Annotated in this window: 26 protein-coding genes; 15 read left to right on the top strand and 11 right to left on the bottom strand. The window is 63.3% G+C overall.

All coding sequences use genetic code 11. The features are described from left to right. The first annotated feature begins 553 nt into the window (after positions 1–553). The 3 genes from ACYVL5_RS00120 (at position 554) to gpmA (ending at position 3297) form a co-directional block, all read left to right on the top strand. Positions 554–1879, top strand: coding sequence for a M23 family metallopeptidase (locus tag ACYVL5_RS00120; RefSeq protein WP_460593510.1), 1326 nt, complete (start codon positions 554–556; stop codon positions 1877–1879). A 166-nt stretch (positions 1880–2045) separates the two neighbouring features. Further along, positions 2046–2600, top strand: a complete 555-nt coding sequence (locus ACYVL5_RS00125) for an acyloxyacyl hydrolase (RefSeq protein WP_460593511.1) — start codon at positions 2046–2048, stop codon at positions 2598–2600. 10 nt (positions 2601–2610) lie between these two features. After that, positions 2611–3297, top strand: a complete 687-nt coding sequence (gene gpmA / locus ACYVL5_RS00130; RefSeq protein ID WP_460593512.1) for a 2,3-bisphosphoglycerate-dependent phosphoglycerate mutase — start codon at positions 2611–2613, stop codon at positions 3295–3297. Positions 3298–3460: 163 nt separating this feature from the next. On the opposite strand, the gene ACYVL5_RS00135 is transcribed toward gpmA, so the two are convergent. The 6 genes from ACYVL5_RS00135 to hemW form a co-directional block, all read right to left on the bottom strand. Then, entirely contained in the window at positions 3461–5527 is a 2067-nt protein-coding gene (locus ACYVL5_RS00135) for a penicillin-binding protein 1A (RefSeq protein ID WP_460593513.1), read from the bottom strand. 239 nt (positions 5528–5766) lie between these two features. Continuing rightward, positions 5767–6885 (bottom strand): molecular chaperone DnaJ, encoded by a 1119-nt coding sequence (gene dnaJ, locus ACYVL5_RS00140; protein ID WP_460593514.1) that lies wholly within the window; start codon positions 6883–6885, stop codon positions 5767–5769. Positions 6886–6990: 105 nt separating this feature from the next. Next, on the bottom strand, positions 6991–8913 hold the full coding sequence (dnaK, locus tag ACYVL5_RS00145; RefSeq protein WP_460593515.1) for an Hsp70 family protein: 1923 nt from the start codon (positions 8911–8913) through the stop codon (positions 6991–6993). Between the two features lie 100 nt (positions 8914–9013). Continuing rightward, complete coding sequence (grpE, locus tag ACYVL5_RS00150; protein ID WP_460593516.1) at positions 9014–9577, bottom strand: nucleotide exchange factor GrpE; 564 nt, start codon at positions 9575–9577, stop codon at positions 9014–9016. Between the two features lie 24 nt (positions 9578–9601). Continuing rightward, the gene (gene hrcA / locus ACYVL5_RS00155) at positions 9602–10633 is read right to left on the bottom strand and encodes an HrcA family transcriptional regulator (protein ID WP_460593517.1); all 1032 of its coding nucleotides are present in this window, start codon (positions 10631–10633) and stop codon (positions 9602–9604) included. Positions 10634–10731: 98 nt separating this feature from the next. Continuing rightward, positions 10732–11979: a coproporphyrinogen-III oxidase family protein gene (gene hemW, locus ACYVL5_RS00160; protein WP_460593518.1), complete on the bottom strand. Its 1248-nt coding sequence runs from the start codon at positions 11977–11979 to the stop codon at positions 10732–10734. A gap of 195 nt (positions 11980–12174) precedes the next feature. On the opposite strand from hemW, the gene ACYVL5_RS00165 reads away from it, so the two are divergent. The 8 genes from ACYVL5_RS00165 (at position 12175) to ACYVL5_RS00200 (ending at position 18080) form a co-directional block, all read left to right on the top strand. Beyond that, positions 12175–12954, top strand: a complete 780-nt coding sequence (locus ACYVL5_RS00165; protein ID WP_460593519.1) for a carbon-nitrogen family hydrolase — start codon at positions 12175–12177, stop codon at positions 12952–12954. 95 nt (positions 12955–13049) lie between these two features. Beyond that, on the top strand, positions 13050–13724 hold the full coding sequence (gene tolQ / locus ACYVL5_RS00170) for a MotA/TolQ/ExbB proton channel family protein (RefSeq protein ID WP_460593520.1): 675 nt from the start codon (positions 13050–13052) through the stop codon (positions 13722–13724). Positions 13725–13727: 3 nt separating this feature from the next. Next, entirely contained in the window at positions 13728–14144 is a 417-nt protein-coding gene (gene tolR, locus ACYVL5_RS00175) for an ExbD/TolR family protein (RefSeq protein WP_460593521.1), read from the top strand. Further along, complete coding sequence (locus ACYVL5_RS00180) at positions 14141–14926, top strand: TonB family protein (RefSeq protein ID WP_460593522.1); 786 nt, start codon at positions 14141–14143, stop codon at positions 14924–14926. Before tolR ends, ACYVL5_RS00180 begins: the two co-directional genes overlap by 4 nt. After that, positions 14923–16155 (top strand): Tol-Pal system protein TolB, encoded by a 1233-nt coding sequence (tolB, locus tag ACYVL5_RS00185; protein ID WP_460593523.1) that lies wholly within the window; start codon positions 14923–14925, stop codon positions 16153–16155. The genes ACYVL5_RS00180 and tolB overlap by 4 nt, the downstream gene beginning before the upstream one ends. 110 nt (positions 16156–16265) lie before the next feature. Continuing rightward, complete coding sequence (pal, locus tag ACYVL5_RS00190; RefSeq protein WP_460593524.1) at positions 16266–16910, top strand: peptidoglycan-associated lipoprotein; 645 nt, start codon at positions 16266–16268, stop codon at positions 16908–16910. A gap of 75 nt (positions 16911–16985) precedes the next feature. Beyond that, positions 16986–17843 (top strand): tol-pal system protein YbgF, encoded by an 858-nt coding sequence (gene ybgF / locus ACYVL5_RS00195; RefSeq protein WP_460593525.1) that lies wholly within the window; start codon positions 16986–16988, stop codon positions 17841–17843. A 48-nt stretch (positions 17844–17891) separates the two neighbouring features. Further along, the gene (locus ACYVL5_RS00200; RefSeq protein ID WP_460593526.1) at positions 17892–18080 is read left to right on the top strand and encodes a hypothetical protein; all 189 of its coding nucleotides are present in this window, start codon (positions 17892–17894) and stop codon (positions 18078–18080) included. A gap of 126 nt (positions 18081–18206) precedes the next feature. On the opposite strand, the gene ACYVL5_RS00205 is transcribed toward ACYVL5_RS00200, so the two are convergent. Together ACYVL5_RS00205 and ACYVL5_RS00210 are read right to left on the bottom strand one after the other, a co-directional pair. Further along, the gene (locus ACYVL5_RS00205) at positions 18207–18695 is read right to left on the bottom strand and encodes a hypothetical protein (protein WP_460593527.1); all 489 of its coding nucleotides are present in this window, start codon (positions 18693–18695) and stop codon (positions 18207–18209) included. 88 nt (positions 18696–18783) lie between these two features. Next, positions 18784–19080 carry a twin-arginine translocase TatA/TatE family subunit gene (locus tag ACYVL5_RS00210; protein WP_460593528.1) on the bottom strand — a complete coding sequence of 99 codons (297 nt, stop codon included), beginning with the start codon at positions 19078–19080 and terminating at the stop codon, positions 18784–18786. A gap of 213 nt (positions 19081–19293) precedes the next feature. Between ACYVL5_RS00210 and nadA the strand changes: the two genes are divergently transcribed. From nadA to ACYVL5_RS00225, 3 genes are all read left to right on the top strand, one after another. Next, a complete protein-coding gene (gene nadA / locus ACYVL5_RS00215) occupies positions 19294–20208 on the top strand; it encodes a quinolinate synthase NadA (RefSeq protein ID WP_460593529.1) in 915 nt (304 codons plus the stop codon). Between the two features lie 96 nt (positions 20209–20304). Beyond that, entirely contained in the window at positions 20305–20850 is a 546-nt protein-coding gene (locus ACYVL5_RS00220) for a gamma carbonic anhydrase family protein (protein WP_460593530.1), read from the top strand. A gap of 5 nt (positions 20851–20855) precedes the next feature. Continuing rightward, positions 20856–21533, top strand: a complete 678-nt coding sequence (locus tag ACYVL5_RS00225) for an endonuclease III domain-containing protein (RefSeq protein ID WP_460593531.1) — start codon at positions 20856–20858, stop codon at positions 21531–21533. A gap of 570 nt (positions 21534–22103) precedes the next feature. Here the strand turns inward: ACYVL5_RS00225 and ACYVL5_RS00230 are convergent. From ACYVL5_RS00230 to rsmB, 3 genes are read right to left on the bottom strand one after another with little or no spacing between them, the layout of a single operon-like run. After that, positions 22104–22736, bottom strand: a complete 633-nt coding sequence (locus ACYVL5_RS00230) for an NUDIX hydrolase (RefSeq protein ID WP_460593532.1) — start codon at positions 22734–22736, stop codon at positions 22104–22106. A gap of 32 nt (positions 22737–22768) precedes the next feature. Further along, entirely contained in the window at positions 22769–23434 is a 666-nt protein-coding gene (gene rpe / locus ACYVL5_RS00235; RefSeq protein ID WP_460593533.1) for a ribulose-phosphate 3-epimerase, read from the bottom strand. Between the two features lie 8 nt (positions 23435–23442). Next, positions 23443–24747, bottom strand: coding sequence for an RsmB family protein (rsmB, locus tag ACYVL5_RS00240; RefSeq protein ID WP_460593534.1), 1305 nt, complete (start codon positions 24745–24747; stop codon positions 23443–23445). Positions 24748–24936: 189 nt separating this feature from the next. On the opposite strand from rsmB, the gene ACYVL5_RS00245 reads away from it, so the two are divergent. Then, positions 24937–25497 (top strand): thioredoxin fold domain-containing protein, encoded by a 561-nt coding sequence (locus tag ACYVL5_RS00245; protein ID WP_460593535.1) that lies wholly within the window; start codon positions 24937–24939, stop codon positions 25495–25497. Positions 25498–25535: the final 38 nt, after the last annotated feature.

Genomic DNA, 25535 nt, shown 5'->3' on the forward strand with positions numbered 1-25535 from the left:
TTCCCTTATCAAGGGTTATTCCGGAGCCATCTCGACCCCGGCATGGGCTGCTGCTCATCTTGTTAGAATTCCAATCGGTGGAGTTTCTTCGATGCTGCGCAACCTCCTTTTTTTAGCGTTCTACCGTTTGCTAGCTAGCTGAGTAAATATATACCACCTGTCACAAGTTTTTTACAGTCTGTCACAAAATTTTTTTTTCGTGTATAGTCGGAAAATTCGCGCTCTTACGTCCCCATTCCCCCTCCCCTGTGACATCACTCACCCTCTCAGGCCAATCTCCTCTGTCATTGCACCTACTTAGCGACTGTCTTAGTCTGGACAGCCATGTCTGCCGGTCTTCGTCCAGTAGTTTTCCGAGCTGCCGCAATGCTTCGCGAACGGGAATTGGGACGGTCTATCCTTGAAGAGGAATGCACCATAAACGGAAACGGGAGGGGAAACCTGCGCCCTTTGGGCCTCCTAACTGGACAACAATAGGGGCAATGTTAACCTTTTCACTGAAGGCAGCCCCCGGCTGCCGGCTCCCGCCCCTGCCACCTTTACGGAGGAGCTCGTGAAAACTTCCGCTATCTTCGGTGCCATCGTCCTCGTCGTCCTCATCGTAGCCGGATTCTTTTACCTAAGAGACATCTCCGGTCCCCAGATCATCCTCACCCCCGGCCCCGGCGCGGTTTCGGGACGGCTCGACGTGGTGATGTCGCTCAAGGACACCGGTTCCGGCTTGAAGAACGTCACCGTGGAAGCCCAACAGGGTGGGGAGAACTTCGCGGTCTTCTCCCGGCAGTATCCCCCCAAAACCTCCTCCGCCCGGGAAACCTTCAAGCTCTCCACCGCGGCGGGGCTCAAGGAAGGCCCCTTCAAGCTGGTGGTCTCCTCGACCGACCGGGCCATCTACCATTTCGGTGCCGGCAACCGCACCGTCGAAAACCTCGACTACACCTACCTGAACAAGCCTCCCGCGGTCACCGCCCTGAGCACCGCCCACAACATCGCCAGGGGAGGGGTGGGGCTGGTGGTCTACACGGTGAACCGGGAACCGACCAGGACCGGCGTGGTTTTCGCCGACCGCTTCTACCCCGGCTACCACCAGTTCGGCGAGGTCTACGCCTGCCTCTTCCCGTTTCCCCACGACATGAACGAGGCGTCCTTCATCCCCAAGATCCTGGCCGTGGACAGGGCCGGCAACGAGCGGCTGACCGGGATCTACTTCCACGTGATCCCCAAGTCCTTCCCCAAGGACCACCTGGAACTCCCCGACTCCTACCTGGACAAGGTGGGCGCCGAGTTCAAGGACAAGTTCCCCGAGGCCAAGACCCCGCTGGAGATCTTTTTGAAGGCCAACCGCGACCTGCGCGCCCACGACCTGAAGATCCTGGCGGATTGCGGGAAGAAGAGCTCGCCGACGCCGCTTTGGGAGGGGGTCTTCCTCCGGCTGCCCAACTCGGCCCCCAAGGGGACCTTCGCCCAGGCGCGTGACTACTTCTACCATGGGCAACTCGTCGACCACCAGACGCACCTCGGCATCGACCTGGCCGCCCTCGCCCACGCACCGGTCCCGGCCGCCAACAACGGAAAAATCGTCTACGCCGACGACCTCGGGATCTACGGCCAGTGCGTGATCATCGACCACGGCATGGGTTTGCAGACCTTGTACGGCCATCTGAGCCGTATCGACGTCAAGGTGGGGGACGAGGTCAAGAAGGGGCAGCAGATCGGCACCACCGGTGACACCGGGCTGGCCGGGGGGGACCATCTCCACTTCGGCGTGGTGGTCTCCGGCGAGCAGGTCAATCCGATCGAGTGGTGGGATCCCTCCTGGATCAGGAATAACGTTACCGGCAAACTCGACTCCGCAAAGAAAACCAACCCCGCCAAATAGTCACTCACCCCAAGACCGGCGCCCCTGCACATGCTTCGTAGCTGCAGGGGCACTGGCACTGAACGGGCCGCCCGGCTTTCCACACCGGCGGCCCGTTTGACTTTTACCGACAGTACATTACATTTCTCTAAGATAAAAAAAATTTAATCCATACACCGGAGATGCCATGAGAGCGACGCCCGCCTTCCTGCTTCTGCTCGCGGTCATGTTAGCGTTCCCCTCGACCGGGTTCTGTCAGGATCCCGACCAGGGACTTCAGAGCTTCGGTATCCGGGGAGGCTACATGGCCACCCAACGCAATGTATACTTCCACCAGTACGAGGCCTTCGTGAGTTTCGGCCTTCCGTGGTCGGTCCGCGGAGACAGCGGGTGGGGACTGGAGATGTCGGTGAACGCGGCGGCCGGGGGTATCCATGCGGCGGGGCAGACCGGCTTCATCGCCGCGGCAGGCCCCGGCTTCATCGTCGACAAGGCGGGAGGAAAGGGTTTTGCCTTCGTGGTGGGGGGCGATCTCAACGGCCTGTCACAGTACCGGTTCGGCAACGTCGACCTGAACGGGCACCTCCTTTTTGACGGCCATGTCGGCGTACAGTATCGTTTCGATAACGGGCTCGGGGTCGGCTACCGCTTCCAGCACATGTCCAACGGCGGGCTCGACGGCCCCCGCAACACGGGAGTCGATTTCCACATGTTCGAAGTGAGCGTGAATATCAGGAAGTAGGGAGTCAAAGATGCCGCGACTGGTGCTGGTACGTCATGGGGAAAGCGTCTGGAACAGGGAGAACCTCTTCACCGGCTGGACCGACGTCGAGCTCTCACCGGCGGGAGAGCGGGAAAGTCGCGAGGCGGGGATCGCGGTGAAAGAGGCCGGCCTGCTGTTCGACGTCGCCTTCACCTCGGTGTTGAAGCGGGGCGTGAAAACCCTCTGGAACATGCTGGAGGAGATGGATCTCACCTGGATACCGGAGGTGAAGGACTGGCGCCTCAACGAGCGGCACTACGGGGCGCTTCAGGGGCTGAACAAGGCCCAGACCGCGGAGAAATACGGCGAAGAGCAGGTGAAGCTGTGGCGAAGGAGCTACGACGTGCGCCCTCCCGCCCTGGAGGGAAACGACCCGCGGCATCCCCGTTTCGACCTGCGGTACCGGCAGTTGGACCCGCGCCAACTCCCCAGCTGCGAGTGCCTGGCGGACACCATAGAAAGGGTGCTTCCCTTCTGGCACGAGCAGATAGTGCCGGTGTTGAGGAGTGGGCAGCGGCCGCTGATCGTCGCCCACGGCAACAGCCTGCGCGGGCTCGTCAAGTACATCGACAAGATATCCGACGCGGATATCGTCAACCTGGAGATCCCCACCGCAAAGCCGATCGTCTACGAACTGGACGAGGGGCTCAACCCGCTCAAGAACTACTACCTTTAGCTAGGCCAATCCCAAACGGAGGGTGGGCAGCCCTCTGCCCACCAGAACTTCCCGCCGCGTGGGGACGGGGTGCCCACCCTACCTGGCGAATAGCTACACCATCCGGGTGCGGCAATCCCCCTCACCCGGCCTTCGGCCCCCCTCTCCCCCAAGGGGGCGTCCCCTACTCGGGAGCCTTGCCGTTCTGGTCGGTGAGGGAGAGCGGCTCGCCCCCCTCCTGACCCTCCTGACCCTCCTGGCCTCCCTGGCCGCCGTTATCCTGCTGATCGGCCGGGGCGAGTTCCTCCGGTTGTGCCGGCTTCATTCCCGCACCCCCATGCTTCGCGCAATACTCGGCCGGCTCGGTCCCGGCCAGGTAGAACTCGTCCTTCTTGTTGGGACAGTCCGGAGTGGCGAGCTGACCGGTGGTGGGGTCGATGGTGGCGGTGACCACGTTGTCAGGCTTCGGGAAGTCCACCGGCTGACGCGAGGCGAGCGCGGTCTTCATGAAGCGGCCCCAGATCGGTGCCGAAATCCCCCCACCGGTGAATCCCTTTCCTCCCGGCTTCGGCTTGTCGTATCCCACCCAGACACCGGTGATGATCTGCGGCGTGTACCCCACGAACCAGGCGTCGCGATAATCGTCGGTGGTGCCGGTCTTGCCGGCGCTCGGGTGTTCCTGGCTGAACTTCTTCAGGTTCTTCGCGGTACCGTAGGTCAAGACGTCCTTCATCATCTGGGTGGTCAGGTAGGCCGTGGCGGGCGCCATCACCGGTGTCACCGTCGAGGGGAACTCCGTCCAGGACTTCCGGTAGCGGTCGTAGATCCGGACGATGGTCCTCGACTCGCTCCGCATCCCGCTGTTGGCCAGCGCCGAGTAGGTGGTGACCAGCTCGTTCAGGGTCACCTCCTCGGTCCCCAGGGCCAGGGAGAGGTCCTGCTTCTGCAGCGGCAGCCCCTTGCTGCGGGCAAATTCCAGGAACTTCGGCACCCCGAGGGAGTCCAAAAGCTTGATCGCGATCACGTTGTTGGAGTGCGCGAGCGCCTGCCGAAGCGAGAGCGCCCCGAAGGCATGCTTCTCGTAGTTGGTCGGCCGCCACCCCTGTCCGCTGCCGGAGTTGTAGGTCACCGGATCGTCGTTCATGATGGTGCCGGGGGTGAAGCCGTTCTCCATGGCATCCGCGTAGATGAGCGGCTTGATGGACGACCCGGGCTGGCGCTTGGCCACGAAGGCCCGGTCATAGCCGTTGATGGAGAGATCGACGCCCCCCACCGCCGCCAGCACGTCACCGGTCGCCAGATCCATGCAGAGAAGCGATCCCTGCAGTTTCGGGTTGACCTTCTTCACCCCCTCGGTCAGGGCCTTCTCGGCCGCCACCTGCAGGTTCAGGTCCATCGCCGAGATCACGTCCAAGCCACCCTGGTCCACGATCCCGCGGCCGTAGCGCTCGATCAGCTGGTTGCGCAGGTGTCCCAGGTAGGTGGGAGCCAGGGCCGACCTGATCACCGCCGCCGGATGGGCGACGATCTCCTGTTTCTGGCGGCTCGAGATGAACTTCACATCTTCCATCCGCTTCAAAACGACACTGCGGCGGGCGTTCACGTCGGCCGGCTTGCCGAGCGGGTTGTAGCGACCCGGGTTCTTGGGGACCCCGGCAAGGAGCGAGCATTCCGACTCGGTCAGCTCCTCAGGGTTCTTGTCGAAGTACAGCCGCGCCGCCTGCGCGATCCCCCAGGCCCCGTTGCCGAAATAGATCGTGTTGAAGTACATCTCGAGGATCTGGTCCTTGCTGTACTTCTTCTCGAACTCCAGCGCCAGCTGGGCCTCCTTGAACTTGCGGTCGAAGGTCTTCTCGCCGGAGAGGAACTTGTTCTTGATGAGCTGCTGGGTGATGGTCGAGCCCCCCTCGGCCATCCTCCCCTTCACCACGTCCTTCATGAGGGCGCGCGCGATCCCCCGGACATCGATGCCGTTGTGCTCGTAGAAGCGGGAGTCCTCCACCGCCACCAGGGCGTTGCGCAGAAAGACGGGTATCCGCTCGATCGGGGTCCAGTAGCGCTGGGTGGGAAGGATGCGCCCCACGAACCGGCCGTGGTTGTCGAAGACCCTGATGGAGCTGTAGCCGGTCGGAAGCAGCGGGTAGGTGGCGATGTTCTGGGAGGCGAAGGCGGAGGTGAGAGAAACGAGGACCAGCAGGATTCCGGCGGCCAAAAGGGCCGCCGGCTTTTTCAAACAGGACGGGCGTTGCAAGGTGAACTCCTTCAGAAGGTGAACACTATTCCCTCCCTTTTCAGGAGAGGGGGAGGTACTTCACAATCCCCCGCCTTCAAGGGAGAGGGGGATGGGCGAGGGAGGGGGGCTTGTCAGACTGAGAACCTCCCTCACCCGCCCTTCGGGCACCCTCTCCCCTGAAGGGGCGAGGGTATATTCATTACCGCCTTCTGGGTACCACTCGCCGAAGGGGCGAAGGTATATTTTGAGGCCTTCTGCTAGCTCAGGATGTCCATCACCTTGGAGAAGAAGTTCTTCCTCATGGGATTGACGTCCTCGCCGCTGATGCGGGCCAGCTCCTCGAGGAGCTCGCGCTGCTGGCGGTTGAGGTTGGTCGGGGTCTCCACCTTGGTGACCACCAGGTGGTCGCCGCGGCCGTACCCCTGCAGGGCGGGGATCCCCTTGCCGCGCATCCGGAAGACCGCGCCGGACTGGGTCCCTTCCGGGACCTTCATGGAGACCTTGCCGTCCAGGGTCGGCACTTCGATCTCGCAGCCGAGCGCCGCCTGGGTGAAGCTGATGGGGATCTCGCAGATGACGTCGTTGTCCTCGCGGCGGAAGATCGGGTGCTCCTTGACGGAAAGCGCCACGAACAGGTCGCCGTTAGGTCCCCCCTTGGTCCCCTGCCCCCCTTCGCCGGAGAGTTTCAGCCGGATGCCGGTCTCCACCCCGGCGGGCACCTTCACCGAGATGGTCTTCTTGTCCCGCACGGTACCGTTGCCGCGACAGGTCGGGCACGGATGCTCCACCACGCGCCCCTCGCCGTTGCAGTGCGAGCAGGTCTTGGAGACGGAGAAGAACCCCTGCTGGAAGCGCATCTGGCCCGCACCCTGGCAGGTCGGGCAGGTCTTCGGCTGGGTCCCCGCCTTGGCACCGGAGCCGCCGCAGGCCTCGCAGCGCTTGGCGTAGGGGATGTCGATCTTCTTCTCGACGCCGAAGGCGGCCTCCTCGAAGTTGATCTCCATGTTGTACTGGAGGTCGTCGCCCCGTTTGCCCCGGCTGGTCCGCTGGCGGCCGCCGCCGAAGATATCCCCGAAGATGTCGCCGAAGATGTCGCCGAACGGGGAACCGGCCCCGAAGCCGGCCGAAGAGAAGCCGCCGCCGTTCACGCCGGCATGGCCGAACTGGTCGTAGCGCGCCCGCTTCTCGCCGTCGGAGAGGACCTCGTAGGCCTCGGAGATCTCCTTGAACTTATCCTCCGCCGCCTTGTCCCCCTGGTTCTTGTCCGGGTGGTACTTCAGGGCCAGCCGCCGGTAGGCCTTCTTGATCTCGGTCTCGGAGGCGTTGTGGTTGACCTCGAGGAGCTCGTAGTAATCCTGTTTATCGCCGTTTGCCAAATCTACCCTCGTAACACAAAGAGCAGCGTCTCTCATGAGACGCTGCCCGTGGTGCGTTTCGTTAATTTATTGCGACATCATCCATCAAAATGGACCCGGTTGCAACTACTTCTTGTCGTCCTTGACTTCTTCGAAGTCGGCGTCGACCACCTTCTCCCCTTTGGCCTGGCCGGCATCGGCCTCGCCGTGCGGTTCGGCGCCGGCCTGCTCGCCGCCCGCCGCCTGGGCCTTGGCGTAGACCGCTTCGGCCAGCTTGTGGGAGGCCTGCATGAGGTTGTCGCTCGCCTTCTTGATGGTGTCCAGGTCGCCCCCTTCCAGGGCCTTCTTGAGCTCGGCCACGCCGTCCTCGATCTTCTGGCGCTCGGAGGCGTCGATCTTGTCGCCGTACTCCTTGAGGGACTTCTCGGTGGAGTAGACCAGGTTGTCGCCCTGGTTCTTGGCCTCGATCAGCTCGCGCTTCCTCTTGTCATCGGCGGCGTGGGCCTCGGCCTCGCGGACCATCTTCTCGACCTCTTCCTTGGAGAGGCCGGAGGAGGCGGTGATCCGGATGGACTGCTCCTTGCCGGTGCCGAGGTCCTTGGCGGAGACGTGGACGATGCCGTTGGCGTCGATGTCGAAGGTGACCTCGATCTGCGGTACCCCGCGCGGTGCCGGCGGAATCCCGGAGAGCTCGAAGTTGCCGAGGGTCTTGTTGTCGCCCGCCATCTCGCGCTCGCCCTGCAGGACGTGGATGCTGACCGCCGGCTGGTTATCGGCCGCGGTGGAGAAGACCTGCGACTTGCGGCACGGAATGGTCGAGTTCTTGTCGATCAGCTTGGTCATGACGCCGCCCAGGGTCTCGATACCGAGGGAGAGCGGGGTGACGTCGAGGAGCAGCACGTCCTTCACGTCGCCTCTGAGCACGCCACCCTGGATGGCGGCGCCGATGGCGACCACCTCGTCAGGGTTGACGCCGCGGTTGGGGACCTTGCCGAAGATGTCCTGCACCTTCTTCTGGACGATCGGCATGCGGGTCATGCCGCCGACCAGGATCACCTCGTCGATGTCGGACGGGGAGAGGCCGGCGTCCTTGAGGGCGGTGCGGCAGGGGCCTTCGAGCTTGTCGATAAGCTCGGCGCAGATGGACTCGAGCTTCGCGCGGGTAAGCTTCATGGTCAGGTGCTTGGGACCGGAGGCGTCGGCGGTGATGAACGGGAGGTTGATGTCGGTCTCGAGCGAAGTGGAGAGCTCGCACTTGGCCTTCTCGGCGGCCTCTTTCAGCCTCTGGAGGGCCATCTTGTCGCCGCGGAGGTCGATCCCCTGGTCTTTCTTGAACTCGTCGGCGATCCAGTCGATCACCTTCTGGTCGAAGTCCTCGCCACCCAGGAAGGTGTCGCCGTTGGTGGACTTCACCTCGAAGACCCCTTCGCCAAGCTCCAGGATGGAGATATCGAAGGTACCGCCCCCCAGGTCGAAGACGGCGATCTTCTCGTCCTTCTTCTTATCGAGGCCGTAGGCAAGGGCTGCCGCGGTCGGCTCGTTGATGATCCTCAGCACGTTGAGACCGGCGATCTTGCCGGCGTCCTTGGTGGCCTGGCGCTGGGAGTCGTCGAAGTAGGCCGGGACGGTGATGACGGCGTCGGTGACGGCCTCGCCCAGGTAGTCCTCGGCGGTTTTCTTCATCTTCTGAAGCACCATGGCAGAGATCTCGGGCGGGGAGTATTTCTGGCCGCGCACCTCGACCCAGGCGTCGCCGTTGTCGGCCTTCACGATCTTGAAGGGGGAGATGGCGATGTCTTTTTTAACGGCGTCGGTCTCGAATTTGCGGCCGATCAGACGCTTGATCGCGTAAAGGGTGTTCTCGGGGTTGGTGACCGCCTGGCGCTTGGCCTGCTGTCCCACCAGCCGCTCGCCGCTCTCGGCGAAGGCCACCATGGAGGGGGTGGTACGGCTCCCTTCGGCGTTGGCTATGACGACCGGCTCACCACTCTCCATCACTGCGACGCAGGAGTTGGTGGTCCCGAGGTCGATTCCTATTACTCTACTCATGTCGTGCCTCCTGTATGGTAACTGTAACTGAAAGCTAGTCATCCCCCCGGTGAATTACAAGGGGGGAGGAAAAATTTTTATTGGGCAGAACTGGCTCCGGTTATCCCTTGGGGGCCACCGCCACGGTCACCATCGCCGGGCGCAAGAGCCGCTCGTTCAGGAGGTACCCCTTCTGCAGCTCGGTCACCACGGTGTTGGGCGCCTGATCGGCGGTCTCCACCTGGCTCATGGCCTGGTGGAAGGCCGGATCGAACGGGGCCCCGGCCGGGGTCTCGATCGGAGTCACCCCGAACTTCTTGAGGGTGGAGACGAACATCGCAAGGGTGATCTTCACCCCCTGGATGACCGCGGAGGAATCGTCCTCGGCGTGGGAGACGGCGCGCTCCAGGTTGTCGAGGGCCGGCAGGATCTCCAGGATGAAGTTCTCGTTGCCGTACTTGAGAATCTCCTCCTTCTCCTTTTGCACCCTTTTGCGGTAGTTCTCCAGGTCGGCACGCTCACGCAGGTACTTGTCCCAGTTGTTGGTGGCTTCCAGCGTCTTGGCGGCTACCGACTCCTCCAGTTCCTTGATGCGGTCCGCATCGCTCACGGCAGCGGTCTCCGCCTGGGGAGCCTGCTCTTCCTTCTTATGCTCGTGCTGATGCGCATGTTTTTTCTTCTCCATCCTGGTACCTCTCCTTTTCCCGCCCTACTCGGTCTCCAGCAGGCGGCTTATCAATTTGGCCGTGTAATCGACAATCGGTATCACCCTTCCGTACCCCATCCGGGTGGGGCCGATCACCCCCAAGACGCCGACCGTGTCCTTGCCGGTCATGTAGGTGGAGGTGATGAGGCTCATCCCTTCCATCTTGAGGAGATGGGATTCGGAGCCGATGAAAATCTGCACCCCGTCCGCCTGCATGGCGCGGTCGAGGAGGTCGAGGAGCAGGCTCTTCTTCTCGAAGGCCCGGAAGATCTCGCGCATCCGGCCGGCGTCGGAGAACTCCGGCTGGTCGAGGATGTTGGCCTGCCCTTCCAGGAAGAGCTCGGGGCTGTCGGAGCTTATGGTCTGCTCCGAGAGGGTCAGCGCCCGGGCCATCAGCGAGTCGTAACGGACCTTCTCGCTTTTCATCTCGTTGAGGATCCGCTCGCGCACCTGGGCGATGGTGAGCCCCTGCAACTGGTCGTTCAGGTAGTTGGCCATGCGGACCAGGTCTTCCTGGCGGATGTCCTCATCGACCTGGACCAGCCGGTTCTGCACGGTCCCGTTCTTGGCGATCAGGATGGCCAGCACCCGCTTTCCCGGGAGCTTTACGAACTCGATCTGGTGAAACACGCTGGAAGCCGGGCGCGGCGCCATCACCACCCCCATGTAGCTCGAGGTGGTGGAGAGGAGCCGGCTGGTTTCCTTGAGCACCTGGGCGGGGTCCTTGCCGGCCATCTGGCAGCGGCGGCGGATCTCGTCCTTCTTGTCCCGGGTGATGTTCTTCACCTCGAGGATGGAGTTGACGTACAGCCGGTAGGCCTTTTCGGTGGGGATCCGGCCGGCCGAGGTGTGGGGAGAGGCGAGAAGGCCCATCTCCTCGAGGTCCGACATCACGTTGCGCACGGTGGCGGGCGAAAGGGCCAAGGCGTGGCTGCGCGTGATGGTCCTGCTTCCAACGGGCTCGGCGGTCGCGATGTAATCCTCGATTACCGCCTCTAATATCCTTTTGCCACGATCCGAAAGCTGATCTGCCATTTTGAACACCCCACAATGCAGATTAGCACTCCGAGTGATCGAGTGCTAACGAGCTTAAGGTAGCAACGGGGTTGGGCTTTGTCAAGGGGGGAACCTAGCTAAAGGAAACGGGCGAAGACGGAGTTGGCGATCAGCACGGTGGGCGGGGAGAGGCGGACACGCTCGCCGTCGCGCAGCAGAAGGCCGGCGTTCTCCAGCCGAGCCACCTCCGCCAGGTGCCGCTCCAGGGGATTTTCCCCGTAGAGAGTCCGTAACTCCGCCAGGTCGATACCGTCCAGCACCCGCAGCCCGAGGAAGAAGGCCTCGGAAACGGCATCATCGAGGGTCAGCAGTTCGACATCCTCCTCGGGAAGGGAGCCGGCGGCGACCGATTCCAGGTAGGCGGAAAGATCGGCTGCGTTCTTCCAGCGCCGCCCCCAATGCCGCGGGCAGGCTTCCCCAAACCCCTCGGCCCCTCCCTCCGGGGGAGGGGGGAGGGGACGAAGGCGGTCAGCCGCGGCCGGACGCGCCGGTCCATCTTTAAGACGCGGGTTCAGGAAGGAGTGCGCCCCGGCCCCGAAACCGAGGTAGCTCTCCCGCCGCCAGTAGGCGCCGTTATGCCGGGAGGCGCAGCCTGGGCGGGCGAAGTTGGAGATCTCGTAGTGAAGGTACCCCGCCTTAGCGAGCCTCGTTACCGTCTCCTCGAACATGGCGACGGCGAGCTCCTCTTCCGGCAGCGGGAGCTTCCCCGCCTCCTTCATGGCGGCAAAGGGGGTCCCCTCCTCGACGGAGAGGGCGTAGGCGGAGATGTGCTCGGGCGCGAGCGCGATGGCCCGGTCGAGGGAGACGCGCCACTCCTCCAGGCTCTGGCCGGGGAGCGAGTGCATGAGATCGATACTCAGGTTGGCAAAGCCCGCCCGCCGCGCCGCCGCGAACCCCTCCACCGCGTCGGCGGCGGTGTGGATCCTCCCGAGCTTTTCGAGGTAACGGTCGTCGAAGGACTGCACCCCGAGGGAGAGCCGGTTCACTCCCGCCGCCCGGTAGCCGGAGAGCTTTTCCGGTGTCAGGGTCCCGGGGTTGGCCTCGATGGTGACCTCGGCATCCCGCTCCAGGCCGAAGAGCCGCTCCACCCCTTCCACCAGCCCCGCTACCAGCTCCGGCCCCATCAGCGAGGGGGTCCCTCCCCCCAGGTAGAGGGTGGAAGCCTGCACCGGGCCGTCCACGCCGCGCCGCCTAAGCTCCATCTCGGCGAGCACCCCCTTCACGTAGGCCTTAGGAGTGACCGGCGAAGAGGCGGTGGAGGCGAAATCGCAGTAGAGGCACTTCCGGACGCAGAACGGATAATGAAGATAGATGCCGGTTCTCATGACGGGAAAAACACTCCTTCCCCGCCTAAGGCAACCTTTCACCGGCGGGAGCACTCTCATTTCTAGCAGATAGGGCTCGCCGCTGTCACCTAAAAGCGGCTAAGGGGCGCATATCTCACTTGAAATACCGTCTGGCAGTATATTACACTGCGAGCTTGCGTCCGAATGTCCGTCAATGCTCGATTTGGAGGGATCATGGAAAAAGCGATCAAGGCCGGCGTGGTACAGTTCACCATCGCGCTGGGCGACATCGATGCCAACGTCACCAAGGCCACCGAAGCGCTCAGGCGCCTGGCCGCCCAGGGGGTGGAGCTCGCCGTCCTCCCGGAGATGTGGAGCTGCGGCTTCGCCTACCGTGAGCTTAACGCCCTGGCCCAGCGCACCCCCGAGCTGGTTTCCCGGCTCGAGGAGCTCTCCCGCGAGCTCTCCATGGTCATCGTGGGGAGCCTGCCGGAGCCCCACGGCGAGAAGGTGTACAACACCGCCTACGTGGTCGACCGCGGCCGGCTGGCGGGAAGCTACCGCAAGCTCCACCTCTTCTCCCTGATGGGTGAGGACCGCTCCCTCGACGCCGGGGACTCGGTGCTGGTGGCCGATACCAGCATCGGCAAGGTCGGGGTGATCATCTGCTACGACCTGAGGTTCCCCGAGCTCTCCCGCAAGCTCGCCCTCGCAGACGCCGACCTGATCGTGGTCCCCGGCGAGTGGCCCAAGCCGCGCGAGGAGCACTGGTACACGCTCCTCAAGGCCCGCGCCATCGAGAACCAGCTCTTCGTCCTCTCCGCCAACGCCTGCGGGGTGGTGGGAAAGCTCGACTTCTTCGGGCGGAGCCTGATCTTCGGACCGAAGGGAGAGATCCTGGCCGACGCCGGATACGCATGCGGGGAGGCGGTGGCGACCCTCGACCCGGCCGAAGTGACCGCCTGGCGCCAGAGCATCACCTGCTTCCGGGACCGCCGCCCCGATTGCTACTGAAGCCGGCGACGCTCGCAGAGCTTTCCTGTTGACTTCAACGGTGGTAAGGCATATTTTTTCTCGTTAACCAATAACTTCAGCGGAGGTATCCTTCCTTGGGTATGCTTGCCTCGACCGGCCTGGTCGTAAAACTCGTCCTGATCGTGCTTTTGTACTTCTCCGTGGTCTCCTGGGGCATCATCTTCTACAAACTCTTGCAGATCTACCGCGCCAACGGCGCCAGCGAGCGCTTCCTGGAGTTCTTCTGGAAGTCCAAGCGGTTCGACACCATCGGGTCGCAGCTCGACCGCTTCGAGAACTCCCCGCTCACCGTCCTTTTCAAGGAAGGGTACGCCGAGCTGAGGAGGCTCCAGGAAAAGGTTGAGCAAAAGGCCGATCCCAACGTGATCAGCACCGACCTCGGGGGGATCGAGAACATCTCCCGCGCCCTTCGCCGCGCCACCACCTCCGAGATCACCCGGCTGGAGAAGTACCTGACCTTCCTCGCCACCACCGGCTCCACCGCCCCCTTCATCGGCCTGTTCGGCACCGTCTGGGGGATCATGTCCGCCTTCCAGAACATCGGCCAGTCCGGCTCCGCCTCGCTGGCGGTCGTCGCCCCGGGCATCGCCGAGGCGCTCATCGCCACCGCCATCGGCCTGGTAGCCGCCATCCCGGCCGTCATGGGGTACAACCATTTCCAGCAGAGGATCAGGGTGCTGATCTCGGAGATGGACAGCTTCTCCACCGAATTCCTCAACATCGTTCAGCGTAACTTCGCGGGGAGATAATCCATGGAGTTCGGCAACAGAAACGACAACCGCAGCACCATGTCCCAGATCAACGTCACCCCGCTGGTCGACGTCATGCTGGTGCTGCTCGTGATCTTCATGGTCACCGCCCCCATGATGCAGCAGGGTGTCCAGGTGAACCTCCCCAAGGCGGAGACCAAGTCGCTCGCCCCCAAGGAAGACACCATCGTCGTCTCGATAGAGAAGACCGGCAGGACCTTCATCAACAGCAACGCGGTCGACGTCGAGCAACTCAAGGATAAGCTGAACACCATGCTGGCCGGCCGCGAGAAGCGCGAGGTCTTCCTGAAGGCCGATCAGGCCGTTCCCTACGGCGAGGTGGTGCGGGTCATGGCCCAGATCAAGGGAGCGGGCGTCGAGCGGCTCGGCATGGTAACGGAGTCCCCCGAGCGGCGATGACACAGCGGTTCAAAAACCGATACCCCGGCCCCGGAGGGATGTTCGCCATCTCCTTCGCGCTTCACCTGGCCGTCGGTCTCCTGATGATCTTCGGCGACCTGCTTCCCATCTTCCAGCCCCAGGAGCAGCCGGTCACCTACGTCGACATGGTCACCCTGCCGGTAGCCTCGCCGCAAAGCGGGATGCCGGCTCCGGCCACCCCTGCGGCGTCCAAGGCACCGACTCCGCCAGCGCCCGCCGCGCCCAAGCCCCCCCCGGCGGCCATGGCCCTTCCGGCCAATAAACCTGCCAGCAGCTCCAGAGGCCAAACCGCGGTGCCGAGCACCAAGGTGAAACCGCAGCAGACCTCTCCCGGCGAGAGCCAGGAGGACGCCCGCGCGTTCAACGAGCGCATGGCCAAACTCGAGCGCCAGGCCGAAGACCGCCGCCAGGCCGACGTGCTGGCCCGGCTGAGGAAGAACGCCAGGACCGGGATGCCGGGCGCCCGCGGAACCCAGGCCGGGAGCGACTACGCCTCCTACATCCAGTCCCGCCTCAAAGACGCCCTGACCAGGGAGATGGCCAAGGAGACCAGGTCGCCGCTTTTGATCGCCATCATCACCATCGGCACCGACGGGAAGGTCGCCGAATTCCGGGTGACCAAGCCTTCGGGAGACCGGGTCTTCGACGACGCCGTCACCCGCGCCGTCACCGTGGCCGGAAGATCGCTCAAGCCCCCGCCCAGCGGGCAGCAGTTCAGGTACGAGCTCCACTTCCGGCCCGAAGAGGTTACAGCCAAATGATCAAGAAGCTTCTGCTGATATCGATACTGCTCCTTCTTCCCGGCCTTTGCAGCGGGCAGACCTACTTAGACATCGCCGCCCCGGTATCGGGGAAACCCCAGCTGGTGCTGGCCCCCTCCACCACCCTCTCCGGCCCCGCCTCCCCCGAGGTGGCCAAGGAGCTGTCGGAGCTCTTCAGCCTCGACCTCGGGCTGGCGGGGCTCTTCGATGTCACCACCGCCGGCCAGGCCGCACCGGGCGCGCCCCTGCTCCTAAAAAGCGCCTACGCCGTCGACGGCAACTCGCTCGTCATCGAGTGCCGCCTCCTCGACCAGGTCCTCAACCGGGAGCTGACCGCCAAGCGCTACAGCGGGTCCATCAAGGAGCTGCGCCGCATGGGGCACGCCTTTTCCGACGAGGTCCTCCGGGCGCTGACCGGGGAGAAAGGACCCTTCACCGGCAAGATCGCCTACGTCACCAAGGTCTCGGGGAACAAGGAGATCTTCGTGATGGATTACGACGGCTTTCACCCCCAGCGCCTCACCAACAACGGCTCCATCAACATCAATCCCGACTTCTCCCCCTCCGGACGCGAGATCGTCTACACCTCGTACAAGAAGGGGAACCCCGACCTCTACCGGCGTGAGATCTACACCGGCGCCGAAGCGAGGATATCGGCCCGCCCCGGAATCAACGCCCAGGGAACCTACTCCCCGGACGGCAGCAAGATCGCCGAGGTGATGAGCAAGGATGGCAACGCAGAAATCTACCTGATCAGCCGTGACGGCAAGGAGCTCGCCCGCCTGACCCGCAACCCCGCCATCGACGTCTCGCCGGCCTGGTCGCCGGACGGCAAGAAGCTCGTCTTCGTATCCGACCGCCTCGGCAAGCCGCAGCTCTTCATCATGGATTCCGACGGCGGCAACGTGCGGAGGCTCACCACCGAGGGGGCCTACAACGTGACGCCGCGCTGGTCTCCCAAGGGGGACCGGATCGCCTATGCCCGCCAGGTCCCGGGGGGCTTCCAGATCTACGCCATCAACCCGGACGGCACCCAGGACACCGAGCTCACCACCTCGGGAAGCAACGAGCATCCCCGCTGGTCGCCCGACGGCCGCTTCATCGTCTTCAGCTCCACCCGAGACGGTGGCGAGGCCATCTACCTCATGCGGGCCGACGGCAGCGGCCAGACCCGCATCTCCCGTGGACGCGGGCCGGACTCCCACCCCACCTGGTCCACCGGGTGGTGATTTGACATTAAATTGACGTTGATTACAACGCAAAGATCGCTATAATTCATTATCGTTTTCGTGAAGACCACACGGTCTGCACATATCAATTCATCAAAAAGGAGTGGGCAATGCGCAACAGGATCATCGGAACCGTCGTTTTCATCTTCGCCGGCGCCCTTCTGTGCGGTGGATGCGCCAAAAAGGATGTGGTCAAGCCTGAGGAGGCCCCCGCGGCCCAGGCAGCACCCGTAACCCCGGCACCGGCCGAGCAGCCGAAGGCCGTCGAGCAGGTGAAGCCGACGCCCAAGCCGCCTGAGCAGGCCCCGCAGGTCGCCGAGACCCCCGCGGCCGAGGCCCCGGTCAGCAGCGAGGCGCCGAAGACCGTCGCCCGGGAGCAGGCAGCTGCCGGGGAAGCCGGGCAGGCCGCCGGCGAGATGCGGATGGACCTGAAGACCGTCTACTTTGCCTTCGACTCCTCCGATCTTTCCGCCGAGACCCGCGACGCCCTCTCCAAGAATGCCGAGATTCTCAACAAAAACCCCGGCATGAAGATCAGGATCGAGGGTAACTGCGACGAGCGCGGCTCCGACGAGTACAACATGGCGCTCGGCGAACGGCGCGCCAAGTCCGCCAAGGATTACCTGGTGAACCTGGGGATCGCCCCCGACCGCATCACGGTCATCAGCTACGGCGAGGAGAAGCCGGTAGACCAGGGGCACGACGAGGCCGCCTGGGCCAAGAACAGAAGAGACGATTTCGTCATAGCCAAGTAGGGCAGATGCCGCTGGGAAAGGGAGCCGACCGGCTCCCTTTTTCTTGGCGCGATACACGTTCAAGGAGATCCACCCATGCAAGCACTGAGGGTAGCAGCAACCTCGCTCATCGCACTCGCCCTGTTCGGCTGCGCCTCCAAGGCCGACGTCGACGTCCTGCGCCGGGACAACGACGAGATGAAGAACCGCATCTTCGCCATGGAGAAGGGGCTCAACGAGGTACGCGGCGATGTGAAGGAGGGGATCGAGAAGTCGCTGGCCACCAACCGCAAATCGCTGGAGGCCCTGCAAAAGGACGTGGGGGGCTACCAGAAGGACATGGAGACCATCAGAAAGAGCGCCGCGGACCTGCAGGCAACCCTGGACAGCTCCCGGGTCGACATGCAGGTGCTGACCGGCAAGATCGACGACGTCCGCATCCTGGCCCAAAAGCCCGCCGACGACATCGCCCTCTTGAAGGACGACCTCAACAAGCGGCTGGCCGCCCTGGAGGACCGCATGGCCAAGATGGAGGCGGGACTGGCCGAACAGCAGAAGAAGGCGGCGCTCGCCCAGCAGACTCCGGAGTGGCTCTACCAGCAGGCCCAGGATGCCTACAAGCGTGGAGACATGGCCAAGGCGCGGGAGGGCTTCGGGAAGTTCCTGGAGAGCTACCCGAAACACCGGCTGGCCGCCAACGCCCACTACTGGCTCGGCGAGACCTACTACTCCGACAAGAACTACGACCAGGCGGTGCTGGAATTCCAGGAGGTCATCAACAACTTCCCCGACAACCGGGACAAGGTCCCCGCCGCCATGCTCAAGCAGGGGATGGCCTTCAAGGAGATGGGGGATCCCAAGAGCGCCGTCTACGTCTACCGCAAGCTGATCGAGGAGTTCCCGAAGTCGGACGAGGCGAAGGTTGCCAAGGAGAAGCTGCACTCCATCAAGTAGGCGTTCCCTTCCCGACCATCATCACGACCCATAGCGTAAGGAGTGACCATGTACCTGGCCAGAGACAAAAACGGCGATCTCTACCTCTTCGACAAGATCCCCACCAAGGGGAACGAGTGCTGGTGGGCGGAGTCGGGGGTGGACGGGACGTACCTCAAGCTCGACAAGAAACTGTATCCGCAAGTGACCTGGGAGAGCGACCCTTTGCCGGTGGACCTCATCATCAGCGACCAGTAAGCCGCCCGCCCTATTGCATCCGTCCCAAAATGAAAAGGCCGCCCTTAGAGGCGGCCTTCCGTTTTTCCCTGGTTGCGGTCCACTGCCCTCCCCGCGGTCAGGGGGCGAGGAGGAAACCGTCCCGCGTCAGAGATGGATATCCTGCTTGATGTCCTTCGGCGTATAGCTCTCCCCCACCCGCCAACCTTTCCCCGTCACGAAGACCGGCTGCAACTTGCACGCGATGTAGCCGATCAGGCTCGCCTCATCCGGCAGGTCGGAGGCGATGGTGACGATCCGGAAGCCGACGAAGTCCCCGGGGCAGGGAAAGGAGCGCGACTCCTTCAGCGTACAGCTCCAGATGCTTTTCCCTCCCGCCGAATCGGCGACCCTGATCCGGAAGGTCCTCTCCCCGTCCGGCCCGAGCCCCCCATCCTCCTCGACCAGCGCCGGGATCAGCGCCCCTATCAGCGGGAGGTACCCCTCGCTGCAGGCCTGGGCGAACGCCTGGTCGTTGTCGCGGTATTCCAGAACCTTCGGTGTTTTTTTCCAGGGCCAGTCGACCATGAGCCTTGCCTCGGTGCTGCCGGGAGTAATGGGGAGCCACCCGAACGGGATGCTAAAACGGTACCGCACCTGCGGTGCCGGTCAAGGCGGCGGGTGCGCTAAATAAAAGAGGCGGGTCAGGTGCCCGCCTCTTGGTTGCCAATCTCAAACCGCGCCCTTAGACGCTCTTCTTTTCGGCCTCGACCTTGGCCGGCTCCGGCTCCTTGGCCTCGCCGCTGACGCGCTCGGCCATCTCCATCTTCTCCTTCTCGGCCTGGGCCTTGGACTCGGCCAGCGCCGCCTGCTGCTCCTTCTCCTCGGCGCTTCTCGCTTCGGCGTCGATGCTGTGCTTGAAGTCGTCGGTCGCCTTCTTGAACTCGGCGAGCCCCTTCCCGAGGGATTTGGCCAGGTCGGGTAGTTTCTGAGGGCCCAGCACAATGAGTGCGATGACCATGATGATTATGAGTTCAGGCATACCGATTCCGAACATACTTTCTACCTCGCTGTCACCCTGGCAAAGCCGCCCGGGATGAAAAAAATTTACAGAAATAATAGAGGTTTTGCCGAACGGTGTCAAGCTTGCATACATTACGGCTCAAAGGGTTTGACATGATTGTAAACATTGTCTACTATCGGTCCGATTACCCCTATTACTCCTCAAGAAAAGCAGTCTCTGGCGGTGACAGACATGACGCAGCAGTCCATCAAATCCGAAATCAGACAGCTACTCAAGGAGCGCAACGCCGTGCTCCTGGCCCATAATTACATGCGGGACGAGGTGCAGGAAATCGCCGACATCACCGGTGACTCCCTGGGACTCTCCATCGAGGCAGCCAAGACCGACGCCGACGTCATCGTCTTTTGCGGAGTCCACTTCATGGCCGAATCGGCCTCCATCCTCTCCCCCCACAAGACCGTGCTCCTCCCCCGGCTCGATGCCGGCTGCCCGATGGCCGACATGGTATCGGTGGAGGATCTCAAGGTCCTGAAGGCGAAGCTCCCGGGGGTCCCGGTGGTCACCTACGTGAACTCCTCGGCGGCGGTCAAGGCCGAAAGCGACATCTGCTGCACCTCGGCCAACGCGGTGAAGGTGGTCCGCTCGCTTTCCGAGGACGAGCTGATCTTCGCCCCCGACAAGAACCTCGGCGGGTACGTCTCCGGCTTCATCGACAAGAATTTCCACCTCTGGGAGGGGTACTGCCCCACCCACGAGCGGCTCAAGCCCGAGGTGGTCAAGGAGCTCAAGAAGAACAACCCCGACGCCCTCTTCATCTGCCACCCCGAGTGCAACCCCGCCGTGGTGGCCCTTGCCGACCACGTCTGCTCCACCACCGGGATGTACGACTACTGCAAGCAGAGCAGCGCCAAGCGCTTCATCATCGGGACCGAGGCGGGGATCCTCTACCGGCTCAGGATCGACAACCCGGACAAGGAGTTCATCCTGGCCTCCCCGGCGCTGATCTGCCCGAACATGAAGCTCACCTCCCTGGAAGACATCCTGGAAGCCCTCCAGACCATGCAGCCGGTGGTGAAGGTCCCCGAGGAGATCAGGGTTCCGGCCAAACGGGCGCTGGACCGGATGCTGGCCATCCCCCGGGACTAAAGGGAAGCCCCCATCGAGGGGCTCCATCCTCACCCGAGTTCCCTCCAGAAAAACCATGAGCTCCGGCAAGGAGCATTTCGTCAGGAGTTAAAGCGCATGATCCGTTCGTTCAAGGGGATGAAGCCCCAGATAGATGAAACCGCCTTCGTTGCCGAAGGGGCGGTCGTCATCGGCGAGGTCTCCATCGGCAAGGAATCGAGCATCTGGTACAACTGCGTACTGCGCGGGGACGTGAACTTCATCCGCATCGGCGACCGGACCAACGTGCAGGATCTCTCCATGCTCCACGTGACCCACAAAAAGCACGCCGACGATCCGGGCGCCCCGCTCGTGATCGGCAACGACGTGACCATCGGCCACAGCGTCACCCTGCACGGCTGCACCATCGAGGACGGCGCCTTCATCGGGATGCAGGCGATGGTGATGGACAAGGCGGTGGTCGGCAAAGGGGCCCTGGTCGGCGCCCGCGCGCTGGTCACCGAGGGGACCGTCATCCCTCCGCACACCCTCTGGATGGGGTCCCCCGCCAAGTACAAGCGGGACCTCACCCCGGAAGAGATCGCCTGGCTCTCCCGCTCGGCCGGCAACTATGTCCGCTACTCCCGGGAGTTCATGGCCGACGAACTGGAGAAGCTCGACTGAGAACGATGTCCCGGCAGTACCCCGCTCAACCATCCCTTCTCATGGAGGTCTTCGACCTCCTCCTGAAAGCCTACGGACCGCTCGACTGGTGGCCCGCCGACACCCCCTTCGAGGTCTGCGTCGGCGCGGTCCTCACCCAGAACACCAACTGGGGAAACGTCGAGAAAGCCATCTTCAACCTAAAGCACGCCGGCGTCCTCTCCCTGGAGGCGATCGCCGAGATCGACCACCAGCGGCTCGCCGACCTGATCCGCCCCTCCGGCTTCTTCAACGTGAAGAGCGTGCGGCTGAAGGAGCTCGTCGCCTGGATCATCGGGCGTTACGGTACCCTGGAGAAGATGTTCGAGGGGGACTGGAAACGTTTGCGGGAAGAGCTGCTCGAGGTGAGGGGAATCGGGAGGGAAACCTGCGACTCCATTCTTCTTTACGCGGGAGAGAAGCCGTCTTTCGTGGTGGACGCCTACACCAAGCGGGTTTTCTCGAGGCTGGGCGTGGTGGAGGAGACGGCGGATTACGAGGAGGTCCGCTCGCTGTTCATGGGGAGCCTCCCGCACCAGGTGCAGCTGTTCAACGAGTACCACGCCCTCATCGTGGAGCAGTGCAAAAGGCACTGCCGGAAAACGCCTTTGTGCGAAGGGTGTCCGCTGGCCGGCATCTGCAAGTCGATAGTGCCCCCCGCCTGACCACCCACCGTAGCGACAATCACCGCTACCGGTGGAAGATGTCGCGTTTCGTTCCTCAACGCGACCTACGTCTAAACCGAAACCGTCAGGTTTAAGCCGGAGCCGGTCGTACGTAAGCCGAAGACGGTCGTACGTAAGCCGAAGACGGTCGTACGTAAGCCGATGCCGGCCGCAGTTAAGCCGGAGCCGGCCGCAGTTAAGCCGAAGTCGCCTACACCTAAGCAAAAGCAGGTCAACTTTTGCTTAAAGCCGGTCGCGGTTAAGCAAAACATGACCGCAGTTAAGCTAACGGGAACGCCTCATGAAGACGGCGCTCCCTTTCCGGCCCAAAGGTGGCCTTCCGGAAGGTAATGCGAGGGGCTGGCGGCTAAAGGTCAGGGATGGATACGAAAGGCGGGGCGCTCACCGGCGGAGGCCGTGCCTTCCCTGGCTGGAAACGCGGGGTGCGTGAGGTGCGCGGCAGGTACTCTAGGCTACTGAAGGTCTTGTTTAAGCAAAAGTCGACGTCACCTAGCTTAACGTCGCCCTTACTTTAGCAATATGTGGTGTGCTTCCGCTTACCGGCACTTCCTACTCCGCCGGTTGGTCCTCGAACTCGTCCGGCTCGCTGCACTCGATGTCCAGGGCCGGCTCCCTTCCCTCCAAAAGATCCAGGAACTGCTTCAGGATCCTCGCCGTCAATCCCCAGATCTCGTCATCCCCGTACTGGTAGAAGTAGACCGCGTGCCGCTTCCCGCGCCAGGGCCAGCACTCGGCCCGGAAGTATTCGGGCCTGCTGAGGTGCGACAACGGCACCACGATCAGCCGCTCGATCTCGGCGTCGTTGACCGTCAGCTGGTAGCCGGCGGGGAAGACCCCGACCACCGGGGTCACCAGGTAGTTGTGGATGGAATGGCAGTCGTCGAGCTCGCCGAGGATCTCCACGTCGGCGGGACGGATGCCGACCTCTTCCCAGGCCTCGCGAAGCGCGGTGTCGGTGCTGTCCCGGTCGCCGGGGTCGCAGCGCCCTCCCGGGAAGGAGATCTCGCCGCTGTGGTGGGTGAGGTGGGGCGTTCTCTTGGTGAAGAGGAGATGGAACTCGCCGTCTTTTTCGAACAGGGGGACCAGCACGGCGGCGGGGACCGGCCCCGGCGCCATCGGAATCCGCTGCCGTCCGGCAAGCACGGAGCGGATCTTCTCCTTCATGGCGAGCATCTCTCCCATGGCGCCCCCCGGCGCGGTTTCCCCCCCGTGGATCAGAGAACCGGCTCCTTGGCCCGCCTCTTCAGCTCGGAGATGGTGGCGGCGTAGTCGGGGCTGTTGAAGACCGCGCTCCCGGCCACGAAGACGTCGGCACCGGCATGGGCGATGCGGGCGATGTTGTCGGTCTTGACCCCGCCGTCCACCTCCAGTTCGGCCTCCACACCCCGCTTGTCCAACATGGCGCGCAGTGCCTGGATCTTGGGAATGCAGTTCTCGATGAAGGACTGCCCGCCGAAGCCGGGGTTGACCGTCATCAGGAGCACCAGGTCCAGGTCCTCGAGGATGTAGTCGAGGGCGGTGAGCGGGGTGGCCGGGTTGAGCGAGACCCCCGCCCGCTTGCCGAAGGACTTGATCAGCTGCACGGTGCGGTGGAGATGCACGGTCGCCTCGGCGTGGACCACGATGATGTCGGCACCGGCCTTGGCGAAGGACTCGATGTAGAGGTCCGGCTGGGAGATCATGAGGTGGACGTCCAGCGGGAGGCTGGTGACCTTGCGCACCGCATCGACCACCAGCGGCCCGATGGTGATGTTGGGGACGAAGTGGCCGTCCATGACGTCGACATGCACGTAATCGGCGCCACCCGCCTCGATGGCGGCGACCTCCTCGCCCAGGCGGGCGAAGTCGGCCGAGAGAATGGAAGGGGCTATCTTTTTCATGGTATCTCCTACTGGATTTTCTTGAGGCGGCCCGCGAAGAAGCCGTCCATGCCGTCACGATGCGGCCAGCTCCTGAAGAACCCGCGCTCGGTGAAAAGGGGTGACAGGGAGGGGAACAGGGTCCGCAGATCCTCGACGACGAACTCGGGATGCCGCTCCAGGAAGCGGTCGAGGACCTCCTCGTTCTCCTCCACGGTGGTGGAGCAGGTGGCGTAGACCAGGGTCCCGCCCGCCTCCAGGTACCCGGAGAGGTTTTCCAGGATGGCCAGCTGGGTGGCGGCGAGCTGCGGGAGATCGGCCGGCGACTTCCACCACTTCCCCTCCGGGTTGCGCCTGATCACCCCGAGCCCCGAGCAGGGGGCGTCCACCAGGATCTTCCGGAAGCGGAGATCCCCCAGGGCCGCCGAGGGGGCGGTGGCGTCCATCGAGAAGGTGCGCACCGAGGTGATCCCCAGCCGGTCGCAGGTCTCCCGGATCAGCTTGAGCTTCTTCTGGCTCACGTCGCAGGCGAGGATCTCCCCCCGGTCGCCGATCAGCTGGGCGATCTGGGTGGTCTTCCCGCCGGGGGCCGCGCAGGCATCCAGGATCCGCTCCCCCTCCTTGGGGTCGAGGAAGATGGGAGCCAGCTGGGAGGACTCGTCCTGCACCGTGAAGAGCCCCTCCTGGAAGGAGGCGAGCCGGGTGACCGCCCCGGCGTGGGAGAGCCGGACGCCGTCGGGGGACCAGGTGGTGGCGCCGGCAGCGACCCCTTCCCCCACGAGTCTCTTGATGAGCCCGTCCCGCGAGATCCTGAGCCGGTTGGCCCGCACGGTGATCGGGGGAGGCTCGGCCATGGCGGCCGCCAGCGGTTCGGCCTCCTCGCCCAGCTGCCTGAGCCACTGCGCGGTGAGCCAGGCCGGATGGGAATAGCGGATCGCCAGGTATTGGGCGGGATCGGTCTCGCGGTCGGGGTAGACGATGGCGTCGCGGCCGCGGTCGGCGTTTCTCAGCACGGCGTTGATGAATCCCGAGGCGCGGGGAACGATCTGCTTGGCCAGGTTGACCGTCTCGTTCACCGCCGCCGACACCGGGACGCGGTCGAGATAGAAGCACTGGTACAGCCCCAGTCTCAAAAGGAGCCGCACCACAAGCTCGAGCTTGTGGGGACGCTGTTTGGAGAACTGGCTGATGATATGATCCAGGGTCGCCTGCCGTCTCAAGACACCGTAGACGAGTTCGGTAAGGAGACCGCGGTCGGCTCCCGTGATCATCCCGTGAGTGAGCTCGTGGTCCAAAAGAATGTCCGCGAACGACCTCTCGCGTTCGATTCTCACAAGTATGTCAAAGGCTGCGCGGCGAGGATTTTTATTGGACAAGAGGGTGATCCTTTGTTTTGGGCAAGTCGACAGATGACCGTTGATTATATGCATTCTGCCTAAAACTGCAAGCCGTTAGGGCACTTGACATAGATAAAAGCGCGGCTAACCTTTATTTACTGAAAAGGATGTTCATGGAGGCTGCCAATGATCCCTTGGGAAAGCGAGATGTCGAAGGCTCTGGCGCGGGGAAAAGCCGAACAGAAATGCATCCTGCTCGACTTCTTCAGTCCTGAATGCATCGGATGCCAGCAGATGGAAGAGGTGACGTTCCCCAACCAGTCGGTAGCAAACTTCCTGACCGACAGGATGGTCCCCATTCACGCCGCGGCCGGGACCAGCACCCTGTCGGCAGATTTCAACGTAGTATGGACCCCGACCCTGGTGGTGCTCGACTTCTACGGCCGGGAGCACCAAAGGACGGTCGGCTACCTCCCCCCCGACGAGATGGTGGCCTGGCTGCTCTTGGGTATCGGCAAAACGGCCCTCGACAAGGGCCAGCACAACGAGGCGGTGCTTCAGTTCAACACCTTGATGAACGGGTACCCCACCAGCGCGGCTGCCCCCGAGGCCATCTACCTCCGCGGCGTGTCCCGCTTCAAGACCAGCCAGACCGCCGCCACCCTGAAGGAGACCTACCAGCAGCTCAAAAGCGAGTTCCCCCAAAGCGACTGGACCAAACGGGCCGAGCCGTTTGCGCTGTTGTAGTATCCGTCACCGCAGCACGAAGTAAGTCATCCCTGGGG

It is taken from the genome of Geomonas sp. Red276 (genome assembly GCF_054784495.1).

What these genes read in the sequence shown, in the direction of transcription:
- ACYVL5_RS00125 (WP_460593511.1), top strand. Translation starts at nt 2,046, where the DNA reads ATGAGAGCGACGCCCGCCTTCCTGCTTCTGCTCGCGGTCATGTTAGCG.
- gpmA (WP_460593512.1), top strand. Translation starts at nt 2,611, where the DNA reads ATGCCGCGACTGGTGCTGGTACGTCATGGGGAAAGCGTCTGGAACAGG.
- dnaK (WP_460593515.1), bottom strand. Translation starts at nt 8,913, where the DNA reads ATGAGTAGAGTAATAGGAATCGACCTCGGGACCACCAACTCCTGCGTC.
- grpE (WP_460593516.1), bottom strand. Translation starts at nt 9,577, where the DNA reads ATGGAGAAGAAAAAACATGCGCATCAGCACGAGCATAAGAAGGAAGAG.
- hrcA (WP_460593517.1), bottom strand. Translation starts at nt 10,633, where the DNA reads ATGGCAGATCAGCTTTCGGATCGTGGCAAAAGGATATTAGAGGCGGTA.
- hemW (WP_460593518.1), bottom strand. Translation starts at nt 11,979, where the DNA reads ATGAGAACCGGCATCTATCTTCATTATCCGTTCTGCGTCCGGAAGTGC.
- ACYVL5_RS00165 (WP_460593519.1), top strand. Translation starts at nt 12,175, where the DNA reads ATGGAAAAAGCGATCAAGGCCGGCGTGGTACAGTTCACCATCGCGCTG.
- tolR (WP_460593521.1), top strand. Translation starts at nt 13,728, where the DNA reads ATGGAGTTCGGCAACAGAAACGACAACCGCAGCACCATGTCCCAGATC.
- ACYVL5_RS00180 (WP_460593522.1), top strand. Translation starts at nt 14,141, where the DNA reads ATGACACAGCGGTTCAAAAACCGATACCCCGGCCCCGGAGGGATGTTC.
- tolB (WP_460593523.1), top strand. Translation starts at nt 14,923, where the DNA reads ATGATCAAGAAGCTTCTGCTGATATCGATACTGCTCCTTCTTCCCGGC.
- pal (WP_460593524.1), top strand. Translation starts at nt 16,266, where the DNA reads ATGCGCAACAGGATCATCGGAACCGTCGTTTTCATCTTCGCCGGCGCC.
- ybgF (WP_460593525.1), top strand. Translation starts at nt 16,986, where the DNA reads ATGCAAGCACTGAGGGTAGCAGCAACCTCGCTCATCGCACTCGCCCTG.
- ACYVL5_RS00200 (WP_460593526.1), top strand. Translation starts at nt 17,892, where the DNA reads ATGTACCTGGCCAGAGACAAAAACGGCGATCTCTACCTCTTCGACAAG.
- ACYVL5_RS00210 (WP_460593528.1), bottom strand. Translation starts at nt 19,080, where the DNA reads ATGCCTGAACTCATAATCATCATGGTCATCGCACTCATTGTGCTGGGC.
- nadA (WP_460593529.1), top strand. Translation starts at nt 19,294, where the DNA reads ATGACGCAGCAGTCCATCAAATCCGAAATCAGACAGCTACTCAAGGAG.
- ACYVL5_RS00220 (WP_460593530.1), top strand. Translation starts at nt 20,305, where the DNA reads ATGATCCGTTCGTTCAAGGGGATGAAGCCCCAGATAGATGAAACCGCC.
- ACYVL5_RS00225 (WP_460593531.1), top strand. Translation starts at nt 20,856, where the DNA reads ATGTCCCGGCAGTACCCCGCTCAACCATCCCTTCTCATGGAGGTCTTC.
- ACYVL5_RS00230 (WP_460593532.1), bottom strand. Translation starts at nt 22,736, where the DNA reads ATGGGAGAGATGCTCGCCATGAAGGAGAAGATCCGCTCCGTGCTTGCC.
- rpe (WP_460593533.1), bottom strand. Translation starts at nt 23,434, where the DNA reads ATGAAAAAGATAGCCCCTTCCATTCTCTCGGCCGACTTCGCCCGCCTG.
- ACYVL5_RS00245 (WP_460593535.1), top strand. Translation starts at nt 24,937, where the DNA reads ATGATCCCTTGGGAAAGCGAGATGTCGAAGGCTCTGGCGCGGGGAAAA.